We start from the raw sequence: 18,300 nt of genomic DNA on the forward strand, positions 1-18,300 counted from the left end.
GATGGTCAAAATGAAAATGGCGATGGTGCTGCCCCTCATCCGCCTGCCGGCACCTTCTCCCCGTATAGAGACGGGGAGAAGGGAAGCATCGCGATCGCCGGCACCAGTTCTGCAACCTAGGAAATTGGCGAAAGCCTCTGCGCAGGCCTCTTTCTCCCCGTCTCTATACGGGGAGAAATGCCCGGCAGGGCAATGAGGGGCAGCGCCGTGCTCTCCAAGAAATTTCGTCGTCACACTGCCATCGCGATAGCTTCTATCGCTGGCCTCACGGCAATCGCCGTCGCCTCCCTCTGGGAACTCGACCGCGCCTTCCCGCCCCCGCTTCCTGAAAAGCTCACCGTCTCCACCGAAGTCCAGGACCGCGACGGCCAGCTGTTGCGCGCCTTCGCCACGCCCGACGGCTACTGGCGGCTCGAAACCCGGCTCGACCAGGTCGACAAGCAGTTCGTCGACATGCTGGTCACCTATGAAGACAAGCGCTTCTGGGATCATGAGGGCGTCGACGTGTTGGCGCTCGGCCGCGCCGCCGGCCAGTTCGCCGCCAGCGGCCATATCGTTTCGGGCGGCTCGACCCTGTCTATGCAGCTCGCCCGCCTGATCGAGCCGCGCGAAAGCCGCAGCCTCGGCTCCAAGATCAAGCAGATGCTGCGCGCCATCCAGATCGAGCGGCGACTGTCGAAGCGCGAGATCCTCGAACGCTACCTGACGCTGGCGCCCTATGGCGGCAATCTGGAAGGCGTGCGCGCCGCCTCGCTCGCCTATTTCGGCAAGGAGCCGAGGCGGCTCACCGTTTCCGAGGCCGCGCTTCTGGTGGCCTTGCCGCAGCTGCCGGAGAAACGCCGCCCTGACCGCAACCTGCAGATTGCCCATGCCGCCCGCGACCGTGTGCTCAATCGCATGGTCTCGTCAGGCCTGATCGGCCAACGAGAGGCGGCACGCGCAGCACTCGACGATGTGTCGGGGCTGCGCCGCACCTTGCCGGCGCTGGCCGCGCATGCCTCCTATGCGATGCTTCCCAAGGCCGTTCCCGGCCAGCCGCTCAAGCTGACGATCCGCAAAAGCGTCCAGCAGGGACTGGAACAGGTGGCGCGCAATGCCGCGACAAAGCTCGGGCCGCGACTGTCCGTCGCCATGGTGCTGGCCGACGCCCGCACCGGCAACATTCTGGGCGAAGTCGGCTCGGCCAATTTCTTCGATTCCAGCCGTTCTGGCTGGATCGACATGACCAAGGTCGTGCGCTCGCCCGGCTCGACGCTGAAGCCGTTCATCTACGGCCTCGCCTTCGAGCAGGGACTGGTGGCGCAGGAGATGCTGATCGAGGACAGTCCGGTCGATTTCGGTGGCTATAGGCCGAAGAACTTCGACATGGGCTATCAGGGCGACGTCAGCATCCGCCAGGCGCTGCAACTGTCGCTCAACGTGCCGGCGATACGCGTACTCGGCGCGGTCGGCCCGGCGCGACTGACCGCGCGGTTCCGTCAGGCCGGCGTCAACCCGATCCTGCCGGTCAACGAAGCGCCGGGCCTGGCCATCGGCCTCGGCGGCGTCGGCGTCACGCTGCGCGACCTGGTCCAGCTCTACACAGGGCTCGCCAATGGCGGCAAGACGCACTCGCTGCATGATGGCACCGAGCCGGCCAACACGGTGAGTTCGACCACCACCATCCTCAACGATCAGGCCAACTGGCAGATCATCGACATTTTGTCAGGTGTGAAGCCACCCGAAGGCGCCTTGCAACGCGGCATTGCCTACAAGACCGGCACTTCTTACGGCTACCGTGACGCCTGGTCGGTCGGCTTCGACGGCCGCTATGTGCTGGGTGTCTGGGTTGGCCGGCCCGACGCCGGCGCGGTGCCAGGTCTTTCCGGCTATGTCTCGGCCGCCCCGATCCTGTTCGAGGGCTTTGTCCGCTCGGGGCTGGTGACCGTACCGCTGCCGGGCAAGCCGCCAGGCGCCTTCACCCCCAAGCGGCAGGACCTACCAGTGACGCTCGCCCGCTTCGGCGCCGGCGCGGATGGCCTGGTGCAGGCGACGCCGACCGAACCGGCGCCGACCATCATCTTCCCGCCGGATGGCGCCCGCGTCGATCTGGCCACCAATTCGGCCGACGCCTCGCCACTGGTGCTGAAGCTGCAAGGCGGCCGCGCGCCGTTCCGCTGGCTGGCCAATGGCAAGCCCCTCATCGGCCTCGACCGCCGCCGCACCGCCACCTGGCAGCCCGACGGCGCGGGTTACTCAACGCTGACCGTCATCGACGCGGCTGGACGGGCGGCGAGCGTGAAAGTGTTCGTTGAGTAGACTGAACCAAGCGATTCATAGAACTAGCTTTCGAGAAGGTCAGCGGACAATCGGGATACTCTCCCCATGCCTGTTCCGAAGCACCCCCTCTGCCCTTTCGTTGCCTGCGCCGATCCTCCCCGGGTAGCGCTTCGATTTCACGGTCACCGCCGAGTAACCTGCCAACGCAGCCTTGCCCGGCAACCACGCAACCCTAGATTGGCCGATTGGCGGCGCGGAGCGGCTGCACGGAAAATATTTCCCATTGCCGCGACAGATCGCCAGAGGATTTTCTTCAGGAGGACAAAAAAGGCAAGATTCAATGCATCTTAATTCTATCAATTTGGTAGATTGGGCGCGGGTTCAACGGAGGCAGAAATGACCAAACCTCATTTCCGGAAACTGCTCGGCGCACTGGTCGCCACATCTGTCCAGTTCGGAACGCTCGGTTTCGCGTTTGCCGACACCACCATTCTCAACGTGTCCTACGATCCGACGCGTGAGCTCTACAAGGCTTATGACGAGGCCTTCGCCGCGCATTGGAAGGCACAGACCGGCGAGACGGTCACCATCCAGCAGTCACATGGCGGATCGGGCGCCCAGGCCCGCGCCGTGATCGACGGCCTCGACGCCGATGTGGTGACGCTGGCGCTCGAAGGCGACATCAACGCCATCGTCTCCAAATCGAAAAAGATCAATCCCGACTGGCGCACGAAATTCGAAAACAATTCAGCGCCTTACACTTCGACGATCATCTTCCTTGTTCGCAAGGGCAATCCCAAAGGCATCCGTGACTGGAACGACCTCGTCAAGGACGGCGTCCAGGTGATCACGCCCAACCCCAAGACCTCGGGCGGTGCGCGCTGGAACTATCTTGCGGCCTGGGCCTATGCCAACGCCAATGATGGCGGCGACGAAGCCAAGACCAAGGAATTCATCGGCAAGCTCTACGCCAATGCGCCCGTGCTCGACACCGGCGCGCGCGGCTCGACGGTGACCTTCGCGCAAAAAGGCCTCGGCGACGTGCTGATCGCCTGGGAAAACGACGCCTATCTGGCGCTCGACGAGTTTGGCGCCGACAATTTCGACGTCGTCCATCCGCCGACCTCGATCCTGGCCGAGCCGCCAGTGGCCGTGGTCGATGCCAATGTCGACGCCAGGGGCACGCGCAAGGTGGCCGAGGCCTATCTGGGCTACCTCTATTCCAAGGAAGGCCAGACCATCATCGCCAAGAACCACTACCGGCCGTCCAAGCCCGAACTGGTTCCGCCGGAGGATCTCGCCAAGCTGCCGCCGATCAAGTTGATCACCATCGACGACCCGCTTTTCGGTGGCTGGAAGAAGGCACAGCCTTATCATTTTGGCGACGGTGGTATATTCGACCAGATATACAAGCCGGCCCAGTGAGCTAATCCAGATCGGGACGACATGACCACAGCACCCGCGCAGGCGGGGTGGCGGTTCAGGCAGCCGAGCGTCATTCCGGGTTTCGGATTGACGCTCGGCTTCTCGCTTGCCTACCTCACCCTTATCATCCTCATTCCGCTATCCGGGCTGATCTGGCGCTCGGCCGCCCTCGGTTGGACCGATTTCTGGGCCATCGCCACCGATCGCCGCACAGTCAACGCACTGCAAATCAGCTTCGGCACGGCGTTCGTCGCGGCTGCCGTCAATGTCGTTTTCGGCACGCTCGTCGCCTGGGTGCTGGTGCGCTACCGCTTTCCCGGCCGCCGCATCGTCGATGCCATGGTCGACCTGCCCTTCGCGCTGCCGACGGCTGTGGCCGGTATCGCGCTGACCACGCTCTATGCGCCGAATGGCTGGATCGGCAAGCTGCTGATGCCGCTCGGCATCAAGGTCGCCTACACGCCGCTTGGCATCGTCATCGCGCTGATCTTCATCGGCCTGCCCTTCGTCGTGCGCACGGTGCAGCCGATCATGGAAGAGATCGACAAGGAAGTGGAGGAAGCCGCCGCCACGCTCGGCGCCAGCCGCTTCCAGATCATCACCCGCGTGCTGTTTCCGGGCTTGGCGCCGGCCATCATCACCGGCTTCTCGCTCGCCTTCGCGCGCGGCGTCGGTGAATACGGCTCGGTCATCTTTATCGCCGGCAATCTGCCCTACAAATCCGAGATCGCGCCGCTTTTGATCGTCATCCGGCTCGAGGAATACAACTACCCGGCGGCGACCGCGATCGCGGCAATCATGCTGGCGTTGTCCTTCCTCATGCTGTTGATCGTCAATCTGGTGCAGACATGGAGCCGCAAGCGCTATGGCTGACCCCGAGATCAAATCCTACGAACCGTTCCATGAAAGCCACTCGGCGGCGGTGACCGAAAGCCGGCCGGCACGGGCCGTGCTGATGGCCATCGTCTTCGTCTTTCTCGTCGTCTTCCTGTTGCTGCCGCTGATCATCGTTTTCAAGGAAGCCCTCGCCAAGGGCGTTGGCACCTATCTGGAATCGCTGAGCGATGCGGACACCCGTTCGGCGATCCGCCTGACCTTGCTGGTGGCGGCGATCTCGGTGCCGCTCAACATCATCTTCGGCATCTCGGCAGCCTGGGCGATCGCGAAGTTCGAGTTCAAGGGCAAGGCCTTCCTGACCACGCTGATCGACCTGCCCTTCTCGGTCTCTCCAGTCATTTCGGGTCTGGTCTACGTGCTTCTGTTCGGTGCCCAGGGGTTGCTCGGCGCATGGCTGAAGACACACGGCATCGTCATCCTGTTCGCCGTGCCGGGCATTGTGCTCGCCACCGTCTTCGTCACCTTCCCCTTCGTCGCGCGCGAGCTTATCCCGCTGATGCAGGAACAGGGTAATGGCGACGAGGAGGCCGCCCTTTCGCTTGGCGCCAATGGCTGGCAGACCTTCTGGTACGTGACCTTGCCCAACGTCAAATGGGGCCTGCTCTACGGCGTTCTTTTGTGCAATGCGCGCGCCATGGGCGAGTTCGGCGCGGTTTCGGTGGTGTCGGGCCACATACGCGGCCTGACCAATACCATGCCGCTGCATGTCGAAATCCTCTACAACGAATACAATGCCGTCGGCGCCTTCGCCGTCGCCTCGTTGCTTGCCGGGCTGGCGCTCGTCACGCTGGTCTTGAAAACGTTGCTCGAGATGCGCTACGGCGCCGAGCTCGCCGCAACGCGCGGGCACTGAAGAGGGAACAGTATGGAAGTTCGCGTTGCCAATGTGCGCAAGGAGTTCGAGCGGTTTCCGGCGCTTCACGACGTGTCGCTCGACATCAAGTCGGGCGAACTGATTGCGTTGCTGGGGCCGTCCGGCTCCGGCAAGACGACCTTGCTCAGGCTGATCGCCGGGCTGGAGCGGCCGACACGCGGAAAGATCTTCTTCGGTGACGAGGACGCTTCGCAGAAATCGATCCAGGAGCGCAATGTCGGCTTCGTCTTCCAGCACTACGCCCTGTTCCGCCACATGACGGTGGCCGACAATATCGGCTTCGGCCTCAAGGTGCGGCACGGGCCGACGCGGCCGCCGGCAGCGGAAATCCGCCGCCGTGCGTCCGAGCTTATCGATCTCGTCCAGCTTTCAGGGCTGGAGAAGCGCTATCCGGCGCAGCTTTCGGGCGGCCAGCGCCAGCGCGTGGCGCTGGCGCGTGCTATGGCCATCGAACCCAAGGTGCTGCTGCTCGACGAGCCGTTCGGCGCGCTCGACGCGCAGGTGCGCAGGGAATTGCGCCGCTGGCTTCGCGAAATCCATGACCGCACCGGCCACACCACCGTCTTCGTCACCCACGACCAGGAAGAGGCGCTGGAACTGGCCGACCGTGTCGTGGTGATGAGCCAGGGCCGCATCGAGCAGGTTGGCACCGCCGACGACATCTACGACACGCCGAACTCCCCCTTCGTCTACGGCTTCATCGGCGAATCGAGCTCCCTTCCGGTCAAGGTCGAGAATGGCGAGATCTGGCTCGCCGACCGTCCGATCGGATTGCAGGCGCCGCACGCGTCCGAGGGCGATGCGACGCTCTACTTCCGCCCGCACGATGTCGAACTTCTGGACGGCTGCAGCGGCTGCATCGCCGGCACCGTGGTCGCCAGCCGCCGGGTCGCCGGCACACGGCGCGTCGAGCTTGAGATCGGCGGCGAACGCCAGCGGGTCGAGATAGAGTTGCCGGTCGATCATCCGGCGGCGCAAAAGAGCCGCGTGGCGTTCCGGCCAGGGCGCTGGAAGCTGTTTCCGCCCGCTTGATTCCAGGCTCGAGCGCGCTACTCCAGCCAGTTCTCGACCTTAAGGTTCCGTATCCAGGTGAACTCTCCTCTATTGGCGGTCACCAGAGTCGTTCCCAGTGCGCAAGCGTGGGCTGCAATGAAAAGGTCATTGTGGCCAATCGTCTGGCCCGCGCCTTCCAACTCGGCGCGAAGTTCGCCGTACTTGGCATCCGCGGGCACATCGAGCGGCAAGACAGGAATCTCTGCCAGCAGTTCCTCGACCTTCTTGAGCAGCTTGGCTGATCCCTTCTTGGCGCAGCCATATCGCAATTCCCCAGCGACGACGATGCTGGTGCACACAGCGGCGTCACCTTCGCGCGCCACGGCACTGGCAGCTTTGCCGGCCGGATTTCGGATCATGTCGCTGATTATGTTCGTGTCCAGCATGAACCGCATCAAAAAATGTCCTCGGATTCGACAGGGGCATCGTTGATCTCGGGGAAACCGTCTTCGGGGCCAAGCTGCGGCTCTTTCGCCCACTGGGCCAGCAGTGCGGCGAGGCCGGGTTTTCGGACCGGCTCGATGATCAGGCGGTCGCCTTCACGGCTGATCAGGACCCTGTCACCCGAAAGTTTGAACTCGACGGGAATGCGCACCGCCTGGCTGCGGTTGTTGCGGAAGAGCTTCGCCTCCTTCGGCGACGTTGTTGATTGGCGCTGGGGCATAGTCACCTTCTATGTATATGCCACATGTATATGCCCAGAGATGCAACATTGCAAGTTGAGGAACAATCCGGAGGCAACAAGGCGCTGGCTGGAACAGAATTCTAATGACAGGCATTTGTGACGACGTCTTTTCTCACGACGACAAGGCACAACTGTTGCGCGTACCTCGCCGCTCCTCCGCGCCCCGGCTATGGTCCGGTAATAGAGCATGACATCCGGAGCCTTTTCATGAAGCGATTTTTCATCGGCGTTGCCGTCGCCGCCGGCCTCCTCCTCGCATCCTCCCAAGCCTGGTCGGCCGACAAGCTGCTCAACGCTTCCTATGATGTCGGCCGCGAACTGTTCGTCCAGCTCAACAAGGCCTTCATCGCCAAGAACCCGGGAGTGAGCATCGACCAGTCGCATGCCGGCACCTCGGCTCAGGCGCGCGCCATCGCCGAAGGTCTCGGTGCCGATGTCGTCACCTTCAACCAGGTCACCGACGTCGACTTCCTGGTCAAGAAGGGCCTCGTTTCCGCCGATTGGCAGAAGGATTTCCCTGACAACGCCTCGCCCTTCTATTCGCTGCCGTCGTTTCTTGTCCGCGCGGGCAACCCTAAGCACATCAAGGACTGGAACGATCTCGTGCGCGACGACGTGCAAGTGATCTTCCCCAACCCGAAAACGTCGGGCAATGCGCGCTACACCTATCTGGCCGCCACGGCTTACGCCAAGGAAGCCTTCAAGGGCGACGACGCCAAGGTGAAGGAATTCATCACCAAGCTGTTCAACAACGTGCCGATCTTCGACACTGGCGGGCGCGCCGCGACCACCACCTTTGTGCAGCGAGAGATCGGCGACGTGCTGATCACTTTCGAATCCGAGACACGCGGCATCCGCAAGGAATATGGCGACGACAAATTCGAGCAGGTCACGCCCTCGGTCAGCCTGCTGGCGGAATTCCCGGTGGCGATTGTCGACAAGGTCGCCGACGAGCACGGCACGCGTGATCTGGCCAAGAGCTATCTCGACTTCCTGTATACGCCCGAGGGCCAGGGCATCGCCGCCGACAATGGCTTGCGCGCACGCGACGCGGCTGTCGCGGCCAGATACAAGGCCGATTTTCCGGACGTTCGCCTGCTGACGGTGGAAGACGTCTTCGGCGGTTGGGACAAGGTCCAAAAAGAACATTTCGCCGCCGGTGGTCTGCTCGACCAGGCTTATGGCAGCCGGTAAGTCTCCGCGGCCCGATCGAAAATCAGGAAAGCCGGCCCCGGGGTCGGCTTTCCTTGCTTATGCAGCCGATCGGGTAAATTCGGCGCGCTTCGCGCAAAACGTTACAAAGAATCAACGCGTTTGGCCCTAACATGCCCTCCCATGGCTTTGTTTTCGCGAGACGGCAGCGTGCGGAAGCAATGTTGTCATCATTTGCACACAAACAACCGCCAGATGCGGGGTGGTTGGGGCTTCAACGGGTTATCAGGGCATGCTGACGAAAAAAGGCAAATACGGCCTCAAGGCCCTCGTGCATCTTTCCAATCTTCCGGTTGGTCAACTGGCCTTCGTCAACGACATCGCCGTCGCCAACAACATCCCGAAGAAATTCCTTGATGCCATCCTGGGCGAATTGCGCAACGCAGGCTTCGTCCAAAGCCGCAAGGGCAAGGAAGGCGGCTATCGTCTCGCCCGCCCTGCTTCGGAGATCAAGATCGGCCATGTCGTGCGCGTGCTCGACGGGCCGCTGGCGCCGATACCTTGCGCCAGCCGCACGCAGTATCAGCGCTGCGAGGATTGCGACGAGGCGACCTGCCAGGTCCGGCACATGATGCTCGAAGTGCGGCAGGCGATCGCCGAGGTGCTGGACAACCGTAGCCTCGCCGCCATGCGCGATGCCGACAACGACGATTTTCCAGTCGAGTTGACATCCCAGATCTAGAGCCGGGTGGATGAGGCTGTCGAGGTTTACGAAATCCCGAAAAGCCGCCCGCAAGCAGCCATCGGCAGCGAGCTTTCGCACCGAGATCATCGCCGACGTCCTTGTCCCCGAATATGCCGAGGACGTGCGCTTTTTCAGCCGCAAGGTAGCTGATCCCGGCAGGCTCCGCCGCTTCTCCACCAGGGATCTTCGCGAAAGCCTGGTTATCCTCTTCTACCTCGCGGTCGCGACAGCGCTGCCGGTGCGCTGGTGGTCGCCGATCTGCGATTGGGCGTCCAGGTTGCGCCTGAAGCGCCATATGCGCAAAGATTTCCGCGGCTACGCCGCCGCAACGCGCGCGGTGCTCGGCGACGGTATCGATGCGCAAAAGCTGTTCGAGGCATTGCTCGCGGCGCGCCACCGCCGCCGCATGCAACTTGCCGCGCATCTGGTCGCCCGTCGCTGGACGCCGACGATCCGGCTGGAGGGGCTCCAGGGCTTGCAGGCCGCCTTGCAACGCGGCCACGGCGCGATCCTCTGGTGCGATCAGTTCACCGCCCAGACGATGATCGGCAAGCGCGCTATATACGAGGCCGGCATCGAAGCGCATCAGGTCAGCGTCAACACGCATGGCGTTTCCGAGACGGCATTCGGCCAGCGCTTCCTCAACCCGACAATGGTTCATGTCGAAAACCGGTTCCTGAAAAGCCGGATCGTCTTCGGCCGTGACGACGCCTATCAGGTCACCATCCGCATTCAGAAGATGCTGAAGCAGAACGGCGTCGTGCTGATGACCAACACCATCCACGCCGGCTCGACCTTCACCGAAACCACTTTGGGCGAAAGCGGCTGGACGCACCTTGCCTCGGCACCGGCGAATTTCGCCGCCCGAGGCAAGACGGCCCTGTTTGCCATGTCGACTTTCGAGGTGGTACCCTTCAGGGAATACCGCGCCGTCTTGAGCCCCGAACTGGTGCCGGCGGCACCGGCGCTCCTGGCAGTGGACACAACCAGGGCCGGAGCCAAGAACATGGCCCTGCAGGCACACTACATCCTTCTGAAACGCGACTGCCTGCTGCAGGCGCTGAAGCAGTGCCCCGAGCAGATGATATCCTGGTCGCGCCATGAGCGGTTGACGGAAGCCCAGGACGGCGTCGGCATCGGCGCTGAAGAAGGTTCATGACCGGCGCATCGAGCGCATTGCCTGGGCGATGAGTTCGTCGATCGGTCGCGTCGCGTCGAGCGTCAATGCCCGCTCATCGGCATTTGGCGGCTCCAGGATTGCGAACTGGCTGTCGACCAGGCTTGCCGGCATGAAATGGCCCTTGCGATTGCCAACGCGCCGCCGCGCGGTAGCGGGATCGATCTCCAGATAGAGGAAGACGATGTCAGAGCAGAAGCCGCGCAGGCGCTCGCGATAGCCGCGCTTCAGCGCCGAGCAGGCGGCGACCACACCTTGCTCCTTGCCGATCGACGCCTCGATGTGCTCGCCGATCGCGTCGAGCCAGCCTTCGCGCATCTGGTCGGTGAGCGGTTCGCCACGTGCCATACGGGCAACGTTTTCGGGCGGATGCAGCCTGTCGCCCTCGATGAAGACGGCACCCAGCGCGGCGGCCAGCGCGATCCCGACGGCTGACTTGCCGCAGCCGGCGACGCCCATCACCACAATGGCTGGAGGCACCGAGCCGAGGGCGCCCGTCGGCGCCTGCGCTGCGTTTTCGTCCACTGTCAGCGGCTCGCCGGCGCGCGGCCATAGAGCAGGAGCATGGCGACGATGACGACGCCATAGATGATCTGCCGCCCCGCCTCCGGCATCTGCATGACCGACAGGATGGATTGCAGCAGCGTGATCAGGATCACGCCCGCGACCGTGCCCAGATAGGAGCCGCGCCCGCCGAGGATCGAGGTGCCGCCGAGCACCACCGCCGCGATCGACGGCAGCAGATAGGCGTCCCCCATCGACTGCGCCGCCTTGGAGGCGTAGCCGGCCAGCAGCACGCCGCCGAAAGCCGAGAGCCCTCCGGAGACGGCGAAGGCGATCATCACCACACGTCTTGTGTCGACGCCGGAGAGATAGGCGGCGCGCTCGCGGTTGCCGATGCCGTAGACCGCGCGGCCAAAGCCGGTGCGGGTCAGCACGAACACCATCACGGCCCCGATCAGCGCCCAGATGATGACCGCGTTGGGGACGCCCGGAATGGTGAAGCCGGTGGCCAGGTAGCGCATGGCGCCGGTCGCCGAATCCTGCGGCGAGAAACCGCCGGTGTAGACCACCATCAGCCCTTGCGAGACGGCGTTGGTGGCCAGCGTGATGATCATCGAGGGGATGCGCATATAGGCGACGCCGATGCCATTGACGATGCCGATCAGCACGCCGCAGAAGATGCCGAACGTGATCGCTAGCGCCACGCCGGCCGGACCGTAGGCGGCCGCCGCGCAGGCCATCATCGCGCCCGCCGCCACCGACCACGGCACCGACAGGTCGATCTGGCCGAGCAGGATGACCAGCATCATGCCGGTGGCGATAACGCCGAGGAACGAGGCCACCTTGAGCTGCTGCAAGAGATATTCAGGCGACAGGAAGCTGCGTGAATAGACGCTGCCGACCAACAGCAGCACCACGATGCAGGCAAAGGCCGTCAGCACCGCCGGATCGGCGCGGCGGATGAATTTCGGCATACGGCCGGCAATGCCGCCCAAGGTCGTCTCGCTCACAGGAACCACTCCAGCCGGTTGCGGACCCGAAACAGGGCGAAGGCGCCGAGGCTGACGGCGACCAGCAGGATAACGCCCTGGAACAGCGGCTGCCAGAGCGGATCGAAATCGAAGACGAACAACAGGTCGCCGATGGTGCGAAATGCGAGTGCGCCGAAGATGGCGCCGATGGCGCTGCCCTTGCCGCCGAACAAGGAGACGCCACCCAGCACCACGGCGGCGATCGAGAACAGCGTATAGGCATTGCCGCTCGCATAGGCCGCCTCGCCCGTATAGGTGAAGAAAGTAAGGAACAGCCCGCCAATCGCCGCCAGCAGCCCAGCCAGCGTGTAGGCGGCGAACTTGCCGCGCCGGATCGGCACGCCGGACATATAGGCCGCCGTTTCCGAAGAGCCGGCCGCGTAGGCCGCGCGGCCGAGCACGGAACGGCTGAACGGCACCCAGATCAGCAGCACGACCGCCAGCAGCACGACCAGGCTTGCCGGCACCAGATCGAACAAACGACCTGTCAGGGCATCGGCCAGATCCTCGTTGACCGAGCCACCCGGGAACGGCCGCAGCAAAAGGCCGATACCGTAGTAGACCGCGCCGGTGGCAATGGTCGCGACGATCGGCTGCAGCCGCCCATAGATCACGATGGCGCCGTTGATGGCGCCGCACAGAAGGCCCGCCGCCAGCACGGCGATCACGCCGAGCGTCGTCTGGATGGGGGTGCCCACGACCAACCAGGAGGCCAGGCAATTGGTGAGCAGGAAGATCATGCCGACGGACAGGTCGATGCCGGAGGTGATCACGACCAGCGTCTGCGCCATGGCGACGAAGGCGAGCAGCACGCCCTTGTTCGCCGCCGTCTGCACGACATTGGCGGTGAAGCCAGCCGGATGGTTCGAGGTGTAGATGACGAACATGACGATGAAGATGCCGAGCGCCAGCAGCGTTCCGCGCTGCTCGGCCAGCCAGTAGCGCCAATCCTTCACGCTTCCGCTCCCAGGCCCACCGGGCTCTCCTCGCCATGGATGTTGAGCGCGCTCGATATCAGCGCCCGCTCGGTGATCTCGGAGCCGACCAGTTCGCGCTTGACTGCCCCGTCATAGAGCACCAGCACCCGGTCGCAGCAGCCGATCAGCTCGTCATAGTCGGTCGAATAGAACAGGATCGCCGCGCCGGCGTCCGCCAGCTTGCGCATCAGCTGATAGATTTCCTGCTTGGTGCCGACATCGATGCCGCGCGTCGGATCGTTGAGCAGGATGATGCGCGGCTGGCGCATCAGCCATTTGGCGATCACCACCTTCTGCTGGTTGCCACCCGATAGCGCGCCGACCGGGATGTCGAGACCCGCCGTCTTGATCGCCAGCAGGCCGACCATGTCGTCGATCAGCCGCTGTTCGGCGGCGCGATCGATGATGCCGCCTTTCGACAGCCGGTCGAGCGCGGCAAAGGACAGGTTTTCGCGCACTGTCATCGGCAGCATCAGTCCTTCGGTCTTACGGTCTTCCGGGATGAGCGCCATGCCGATGCCATCCTCGCGGGCCGCCGCCGGGCTGGTGATCGTCACCGGCTTGCCGTCGATCAGCACCTCGCCCGAGAGGCCGCGCAGCACACCGAAGAAAGCAAGCAGCAGTTCACGCTGGCCCTGGCCGTCGAGTCCACCGAGGCCGACCACCTCGCCTGCCCTGACCGTCAACGAGATATTATCCAGCCGGTCGACCCAGGACAGCTTGCGCGCCTCAAGCCTAGGGGCGGCGCTTGCAGCTGCCACTGCCGGTTTGGGCGGGAAGATATGGCTGTATTCGCGGCCGATCATCAGCTCGACCACCTCATTGTCGCTCTTCGAGCCGGCCTTGTAGCTTGCGACGTTGCGGCCGTTGCGGAACACCGTGCACTGGTCGGCGAGTTCGGCGATCTCGTTCATGCGATGCGAGATGTAGAGCAGCGCCAACCCTTCCGAGCGCAGCCGCTTCAAGACGCTGAAAATCTTCGAGACGTCCGCTGCCGTCAGCGCCGAGGTCGCTTCGTCGAGGATGAGGATACGTGGCTTGCGAGCCAAGGCCTTGGCGATCTCCACCATCTGGCGCCGCGACAGCGGCAGGTCCTTGACCAGCGCCAGCGGATGGATGTCACCGGCACCCGCCCGCGCCAGCGCGTCCTCGGCGATGCGCCGCTGCGCCTTGCGGTCGATCATGCCGAAGCGTTTGGGTGGATCGGAAATGACAATATTGTCGGCGACACTGAGTTCGGGGATCAGCGACAGTTCCTGGAAGATGCATACGATGCCCGCCTTGTTCGCCGCACCCGGCGAGGCGAAGGTCACCTCGCGCCCATCCAGCGTCATGCGGCCTTCGTCGGGCGCCACGACACCGGCCATGACCTTGATCAATGTCGACTTGCCGGCGCCGTTTTCACCAAGGATGGCATGGATACTGCCGGTGGAAACCGACAGATCAGCCTTCTCCAGCGCCCGTACGCCTCCATAGCGCTTGGATATGCCTTCCACGCGCAAGAGCGGAACCGCGCCGTCCATCAGCCCTCCCCAAGCCATTTGCCGCTGGCAGAAGCGGGCCGACGGCGCGGGGTTCTCCCCGCGCCACCGGCCGGTCAGACTATTTGTTTTCCTTGGTTTGGCCCATAATCTCCTGGGCTGTGAAATTGATGCCGCAGGTCGGGAAGGAATTGCCGACGAAGAAATTGTCGGATTGGTCGGGGAAGAAATCCTGGCCTGGCTTGAAGTTAGGATCCTCTACGATCGCCAACGGCAGCTTGACCGATTGCGGCACGACATTGCCTTCGAGGGCTGCTATGGCCGTCTTGATGGCAACCGCCACCTGGGCTGGTCCGGTTCCGGCTGACGAGCATTTTAGCCCATCCGCCGCATGCGCCGCACAGAACTTGCGGAAGCCATTCTCCGTCTCGCCGCCAAAAGGCACGAATGGATGCTTGGCATCCATCATCGCCTGGACGATGCCGGTGTCGCCCCCCTGGCCGGTGATGCCGTCGAACGGGCCGTTGGTGGCAATCGCGTCGGCTGTCGCCTTCTGAGCCACGCCATCGTCCCATTTGCCAACAACCTCGGTGACGGCCCATTTCTTGCCCGAGCCGTCGAGCACCTCGTGGATGCCGGCATGACGGTCCGTATCCACGGAGGTGCCGGCGACGCCACGCACTTCGAGCACCTTTCCGCCGTTCGGAACATGCGAAACCAGCCACTTGCCCCACAACTGGCCAAGGCCCTTCTGGTCGACATTGACGTTGATGGCATCTTTGGTGTCGAGGATGTTGTCGAAGGCGACCAACACGACCCCCGCTTCCTTGGCGCGCTTGATAACCGGCCCGAAAGCGGTCGGATTCTGCGCATTGACGACGATCGCGTCAAAGCCGGAGTCGATGAAATTGTTGATCGCGGAGATCTGCGCCGGAACGTCCTCACCGGTCGACACAACCTTGAATTCCTTCAACTTCTTGGCGACATCCGGCTGTGCGGCATATGCCTTGGCGGTCTGCACCATCTGGATACGCCAGGTGTTGGCGATATAGCCGTTGGCGAGCGCAATACGGTATGGGCCGGCCTTCTTGGGGAACTTGAAGAATTGCGTATCGGCTGCCCATGGGGCAAAGCAGTCCGGCTCGGCTGCCGGTCCCTTGACGATTTCCGGGCCTGCGGCCATCGCCGCTGAGCTCAACATGACAAATGCAGTGGCGGCAACGATGCCACCAACGAGTGACTTGATCATCGATATTCCTCCCAGTTGCAGTTCTGACTTGTTTGTTTAGCTGCAGTACAATGACGTCCGCCCAGGCACCTCCAGCCCTAGCCCGCCATGCATGTCAGGTGGACAGCGCCGATCTGATCCTCCTTGTTGCTTCCTTAAGCGGCAGCGAAAGTATCATATTATCAATAATAAACAAGGAAAATTCTGTCGCTTATGTATAATAAACAGCGCAGAGACTTCACGCTGATGGCGAATGGTAGCGCTACCAATGGCGGCTGTAAAGTCTCACTTTAGCATCCTCTAAATACTCCAGCGTCCCGTGCTCTCGCGCTGCTTCAGTTCGAAACCGAGGTCTACGACCCGCTGCTCCGGCCTGTTGCCGCCAATTGCCGCCAGCGCCATGGCCACCGCGCGCCTGCCGATTTCGTAGCGATGGGTGCGGATGCTGGTGATCGAGGGAAAGGCCACCTGCATCATGTCGAGATCGTTGAAGCCGACAATGCCGATAGTCTTCGGCACGTCGATCGAAGCGCGATGGCATTCGAACAGCACGCCGAGCGCGATGTCGTCGTTGTTGCAGAACACGCCGTCGAGCGTCGGCATCTTGGCAAGGGCATCGCGGAATAGTTCGCGGCCAAGCGACACGCTGGAAAGCACCGGCGTGGTGGTGATCAGGCGCGGGTCCAGCAGGCCGGCCTTTTCCATCGCCACCCGGTAACCAGCGAGACGCCGCTGCGAGCGCGGGTCCATGCGTGCACCGATGAAGCCGATCCGGCGGTAGCCCATCTCGATGAGATGCTCGGTCGCCGTCCTGCCGCCGTCGAGATGCGAGAAGCCGACCATCATGTCCACGGGATCGGGTCCGGTCTCCATCACCTGAACCACCGGGCAACCGGCATTCTCCAACAGCTTTCGCGAGGTGGGTGTCTGGTCAATGCCGGCAACGATCAGCGCTGCCGGCCGCTGGGAGCCAAACACCTGCAGCAGCCGCTCCTCCTCCAGTCCGGAATAGTGCGTGTTGCCGAGCTGGACGCGGAACGGGCCGTCCGACAGGCTGTCATAGATGCCGCGCACCACCTCCGCGAAGACGTTGTTGGTCAGCGAAGGCACCAGCACGCCAAACACCTCCGCCCGCGCCGAGGCCAACGCGCGCGCATTGGGATCCGGCACATAGCCAAGCTCGTCGACGGCGGCCAGGATCTGGCGGCGCAGTTCCTCGGAAACGCGTTCCGGCTCGCGCAGCGCGCGCGAAACGGTGATAGCACCGACGCCGGCCTTGCGGGCCACATCCGCTATGGTCGGGCGGCCACCGCCCCGGCGCGAGCGCGGCTTGGTCAAGGCCTTGCCCCATGCGCACGGCCATCCAAGCGCGCGCCCAATGCGATCTTTCCAGCTGTCGCCATCTCACCGGCCTGTTGCCGCATCCACCGGCCCCTGGCGTCGCGCAGTGCCTGCCTGTTGTCAAGCCGAGCCCCTGAGTGGGTATGCCTGGCCCTTCCTCAGGCGGCTACGGCAGCTCTGTGCCTCGCCTTCCAGATGAACAGTCCGATCGCCAGAATATTCAGCAAATTCCAGGCGATGCCGTTGAGGAATGCGGCGGCGTAGGAACCGGTCAGGTCGTAGATCCAGCCGGACATCCAGCCGCCGATCGCCATGCCGAAGATCGTCGCCATCATGACGATGCCGATACGCTGGCCGGCCTCCTTGGCCGGCAGGTATTCGCGCACGATGATCGCATAGCAAGGCACGATACCGCCCTGCGACAGGCCGAACACCAGCGACACGACATAGAGCGAGGCGAGCCCGTCGAACGGGATATAGAACAGCAATGACAGGCATTGCAGCACCGAGCCGATAAGCAAGGTTTTGACGCCGCCGATGCGGTCGGCGACAAAGCCCGAGGCAAGCCGGCTGACGACGCCCGCGGCCATCATGATGGACAGCATGTCGGCGCCGTGCGCCATGCCGTAGCCTAGATCCATGCAATAGGCGACGATATGCACTTGCGGCATCGACATCGCCACGCAGCAGCCCAGTCCCGCGACGACCAGTAGGACCTGCATTGCCGCCGGCGACATTGGCATCGGCTGCACAGGCCGGCTTCCGGGCGAGCCGGCGGCTGCCGCTTCCGGAGCGCCGCGCCGCAGCATCAGCACTAGCGGCACCATGGTAACCAGGCAGAACACACCGATGGCGGCATAGGTGAAGCGCCAGCCTTCCGCCTTGATCAGCGTCGGCATGATGGTGGGCCAGATCGCTCCGGCAAGGTAGTTGCCGGCGGCGGCCGCCGTGACGGCGACGCCGCGGCGGCGGTTGAACCAGTGCGAGATATCGGCGATCAACGGCCCAAAGATCACCGACGTGCCGACACCGATCAGCACGCCCTGGGCAAGGGTGAATTGCAGGATCGAGGTCGACAGCGCCGCGAGCAGGAGACCGGCGGAGAGCGCGATCGAGGAGAACAGTGCCGGGATCCAGTAGCCCATCCGGTCGATGGCGCGGCCGACCAGCACATTGCCGGCGGCGAAGCCCACCATGGTCGCGGTGTAAGGCATGGATGCCGCGGCACGATCGACGCCGAACTCGGCCTGTACCGCCGGCAGCACCACGACGACGGCCCACATGCCGACCGCACCGATCGTGGCCAGCAGCATCGAGATGGCCAGGCGCATCCAGGCGTAGGAACTGTCGATACCGGGACTGGGCCGGCTGAAGTCGGTTCGCGTCAAAGGCGTTTCCTGTCGGCGGTCTCAACCGCTGCTGTTTTGACCACTATCGACGCATTCCCGGCGCACAGCAGCACCACAGCGGG

At 63.5% G+C, this 18,300-nt stretch carries 17 protein-coding genes; 8 read left to right on the forward strand and 9 right to left on the reverse strand.

What is annotated here, in order from left to right; translation table 11 throughout:
- Nucleotides 1–192: 192 nt before the first annotated feature.
- From pbpC to C7I87_RS01180, 5 genes are all read left to right on the forward strand, one after another.
- The gene (gene pbpC / locus C7I87_RS01160; protein ID WP_188393672.1) at nucleotides 193–2,298 is read left to right on the forward strand and encodes a penicillin-binding protein 1C; all 2,106 of its coding nucleotides are present in this window, start codon (nucleotides 193–195) and stop codon (nucleotides 2,296–2,298) included.
- A 357-nt stretch (nucleotides 2,299–2,655) separates the two neighbouring features.
- Nucleotides 2,656–3,684, forward strand: coding sequence for a sulfate ABC transporter substrate-binding protein (locus C7I87_RS01165; protein ID WP_149902467.1), 1,029 nt, complete (start codon nucleotides 2,656–2,658; stop codon nucleotides 3,682–3,684).
- Between the two features lie 21 nt (nucleotides 3,685–3,705).
- Nucleotides 3,706–4,557, forward strand: a complete 852-nt coding sequence (gene cysT / locus C7I87_RS01170; RefSeq protein ID WP_149902468.1) for a sulfate ABC transporter permease subunit CysT — start codon at nucleotides 3,706–3,708, stop codon at nucleotides 4,555–4,557.
- Nucleotides 4,550–5,434, forward strand: a complete 885-nt coding sequence (gene cysW / locus C7I87_RS01175; RefSeq protein ID WP_149902469.1) for a sulfate ABC transporter permease subunit CysW — start codon at nucleotides 4,550–4,552, stop codon at nucleotides 5,432–5,434. The genes cysT and cysW overlap by 8 nt, the downstream gene beginning before the upstream one ends.
- A 12-nt stretch (nucleotides 5,435–5,446) precedes the next feature.
- On the forward strand, nucleotides 5,447–6,487 hold the full coding sequence (locus C7I87_RS01180; protein ID WP_149902470.1) for a sulfate/molybdate ABC transporter ATP-binding protein: 1,041 nt from the start codon (nucleotides 5,447–5,449) through the stop codon (nucleotides 6,485–6,487).
- 17 nt (nucleotides 6,488–6,504) lie between these two features.
- Here the strand turns inward: C7I87_RS01180 and C7I87_RS01185 are convergent, their stop codons facing one another.
- Together C7I87_RS01185 and C7I87_RS01190 are read right to left on the reverse strand one after the other, a co-directional pair.
- On the reverse strand, nucleotides 6,505–6,903 hold the full coding sequence (locus tag C7I87_RS01185; RefSeq protein WP_149902471.1) for a type II toxin-antitoxin system VapC family toxin: 399 nt from the start codon (nucleotides 6,901–6,903) through the stop codon (nucleotides 6,505–6,507).
- Nucleotides 6,903–7,172, reverse strand: a complete 270-nt coding sequence (locus tag C7I87_RS01190; RefSeq protein ID WP_149902472.1) for an antitoxin — start codon at nucleotides 7,170–7,172, stop codon at nucleotides 6,903–6,905. Before C7I87_RS01190 ends, C7I87_RS01185 begins: the two co-directional genes overlap by 1 nt.
- Before the next feature lie 228 nt (nucleotides 7,173–7,400).
- Here C7I87_RS01190 and C7I87_RS01195 point away from each other — a divergent pair, with 228 nt between their 5' ends.
- From C7I87_RS01195 to C7I87_RS01205, 3 genes are all read left to right on the forward strand, one after another.
- Nucleotides 7,401–8,387: a sulfate ABC transporter substrate-binding protein gene (locus tag C7I87_RS01195; protein WP_149902473.1), complete on the forward strand. Its 987-nt coding sequence runs from the start codon at nucleotides 7,401–7,403 to the stop codon at nucleotides 8,385–8,387.
- Between the two features lie 250 nt (nucleotides 8,388–8,637).
- Nucleotides 8,638–9,087, forward strand: a complete 450-nt coding sequence (locus C7I87_RS01200) for an RrF2 family transcriptional regulator (protein ID WP_023769580.1) — start codon at nucleotides 8,638–8,640, stop codon at nucleotides 9,085–9,087.
- 10 nt (nucleotides 9,088–9,097) lie between these two features.
- A complete protein-coding gene (locus C7I87_RS01205; RefSeq protein WP_149902474.1) occupies nucleotides 9,098–10,249 on the forward strand; it encodes a hypothetical protein in 1,152 nt (383 codons plus the stop codon).
- Here the strand turns inward: C7I87_RS01205 and C7I87_RS01210 are convergent.
- The 7 genes from C7I87_RS01210 to C7I87_RS01240 form a co-directional block, all read right to left on the reverse strand.
- The gene (locus C7I87_RS01210) at nucleotides 10,244–10,792 is read right to left on the reverse strand and encodes a gluconokinase (RefSeq protein WP_149902475.1); all 549 of its coding nucleotides are present in this window, start codon (nucleotides 10,790–10,792) and stop codon (nucleotides 10,244–10,246) included. The two genes, C7I87_RS01205 and C7I87_RS01210, sit on opposite strands and share 6 nt — an antisense overlap.
- A 2-nt stretch (nucleotides 10,793–10,794) precedes the next feature.
- Nucleotides 10,795–11,781: an ABC transporter permease gene (locus C7I87_RS01215; protein ID WP_149902476.1), complete on the reverse strand. Its 987-nt coding sequence runs from the start codon at nucleotides 11,779–11,781 to the stop codon at nucleotides 10,795–10,797.
- On the reverse strand, nucleotides 11,778–12,758 hold the full coding sequence (locus tag C7I87_RS01220) for an ABC transporter permease (protein WP_149902477.1): 981 nt from the start codon (nucleotides 12,756–12,758) through the stop codon (nucleotides 11,778–11,780). The genes C7I87_RS01215 and C7I87_RS01220 overlap by 4 nt, the downstream gene beginning before the upstream one ends.
- Nucleotides 12,755–14,302, reverse strand: coding sequence for a sugar ABC transporter ATP-binding protein (locus tag C7I87_RS01225; RefSeq protein WP_149902478.1), 1,548 nt, complete (start codon nucleotides 14,300–14,302; stop codon nucleotides 12,755–12,757). Before C7I87_RS01225 ends, C7I87_RS01220 begins: the two co-directional genes overlap by 4 nt.
- Before the next feature lie 79 nt (nucleotides 14,303–14,381).
- Nucleotides 14,382–15,509, reverse strand: a complete 1,128-nt coding sequence (locus tag C7I87_RS01230) for a sugar ABC transporter substrate-binding protein (protein WP_149902479.1) — start codon at nucleotides 15,507–15,509, stop codon at nucleotides 14,382–14,384.
- Between the two features lie 279 nt (nucleotides 15,510–15,788).
- Entirely contained in the window at nucleotides 15,789–16,826 is a 1,038-nt protein-coding gene (locus C7I87_RS01235) for an HTH-type transcriptional regulator GntR (RefSeq protein ID WP_149902480.1), read from the reverse strand.
- Between the two features lie 161 nt (nucleotides 16,827–16,987).
- Nucleotides 16,988–18,217, reverse strand: a complete 1,230-nt coding sequence (locus C7I87_RS01240) for an MFS transporter (protein ID WP_149902481.1) — start codon at nucleotides 18,215–18,217, stop codon at nucleotides 16,988–16,990.
- Between the last annotated feature and the right edge of the window lie 83 nt (nucleotides 18,218–18,300).

This window comes from Mesorhizobium sp. SARCC-RB16n, from assembly GCF_008520305.1.
GTDB lineage: Bacteria > Pseudomonadota > Alphaproteobacteria > Rhizobiales > Rhizobiaceae > Mesorhizobium.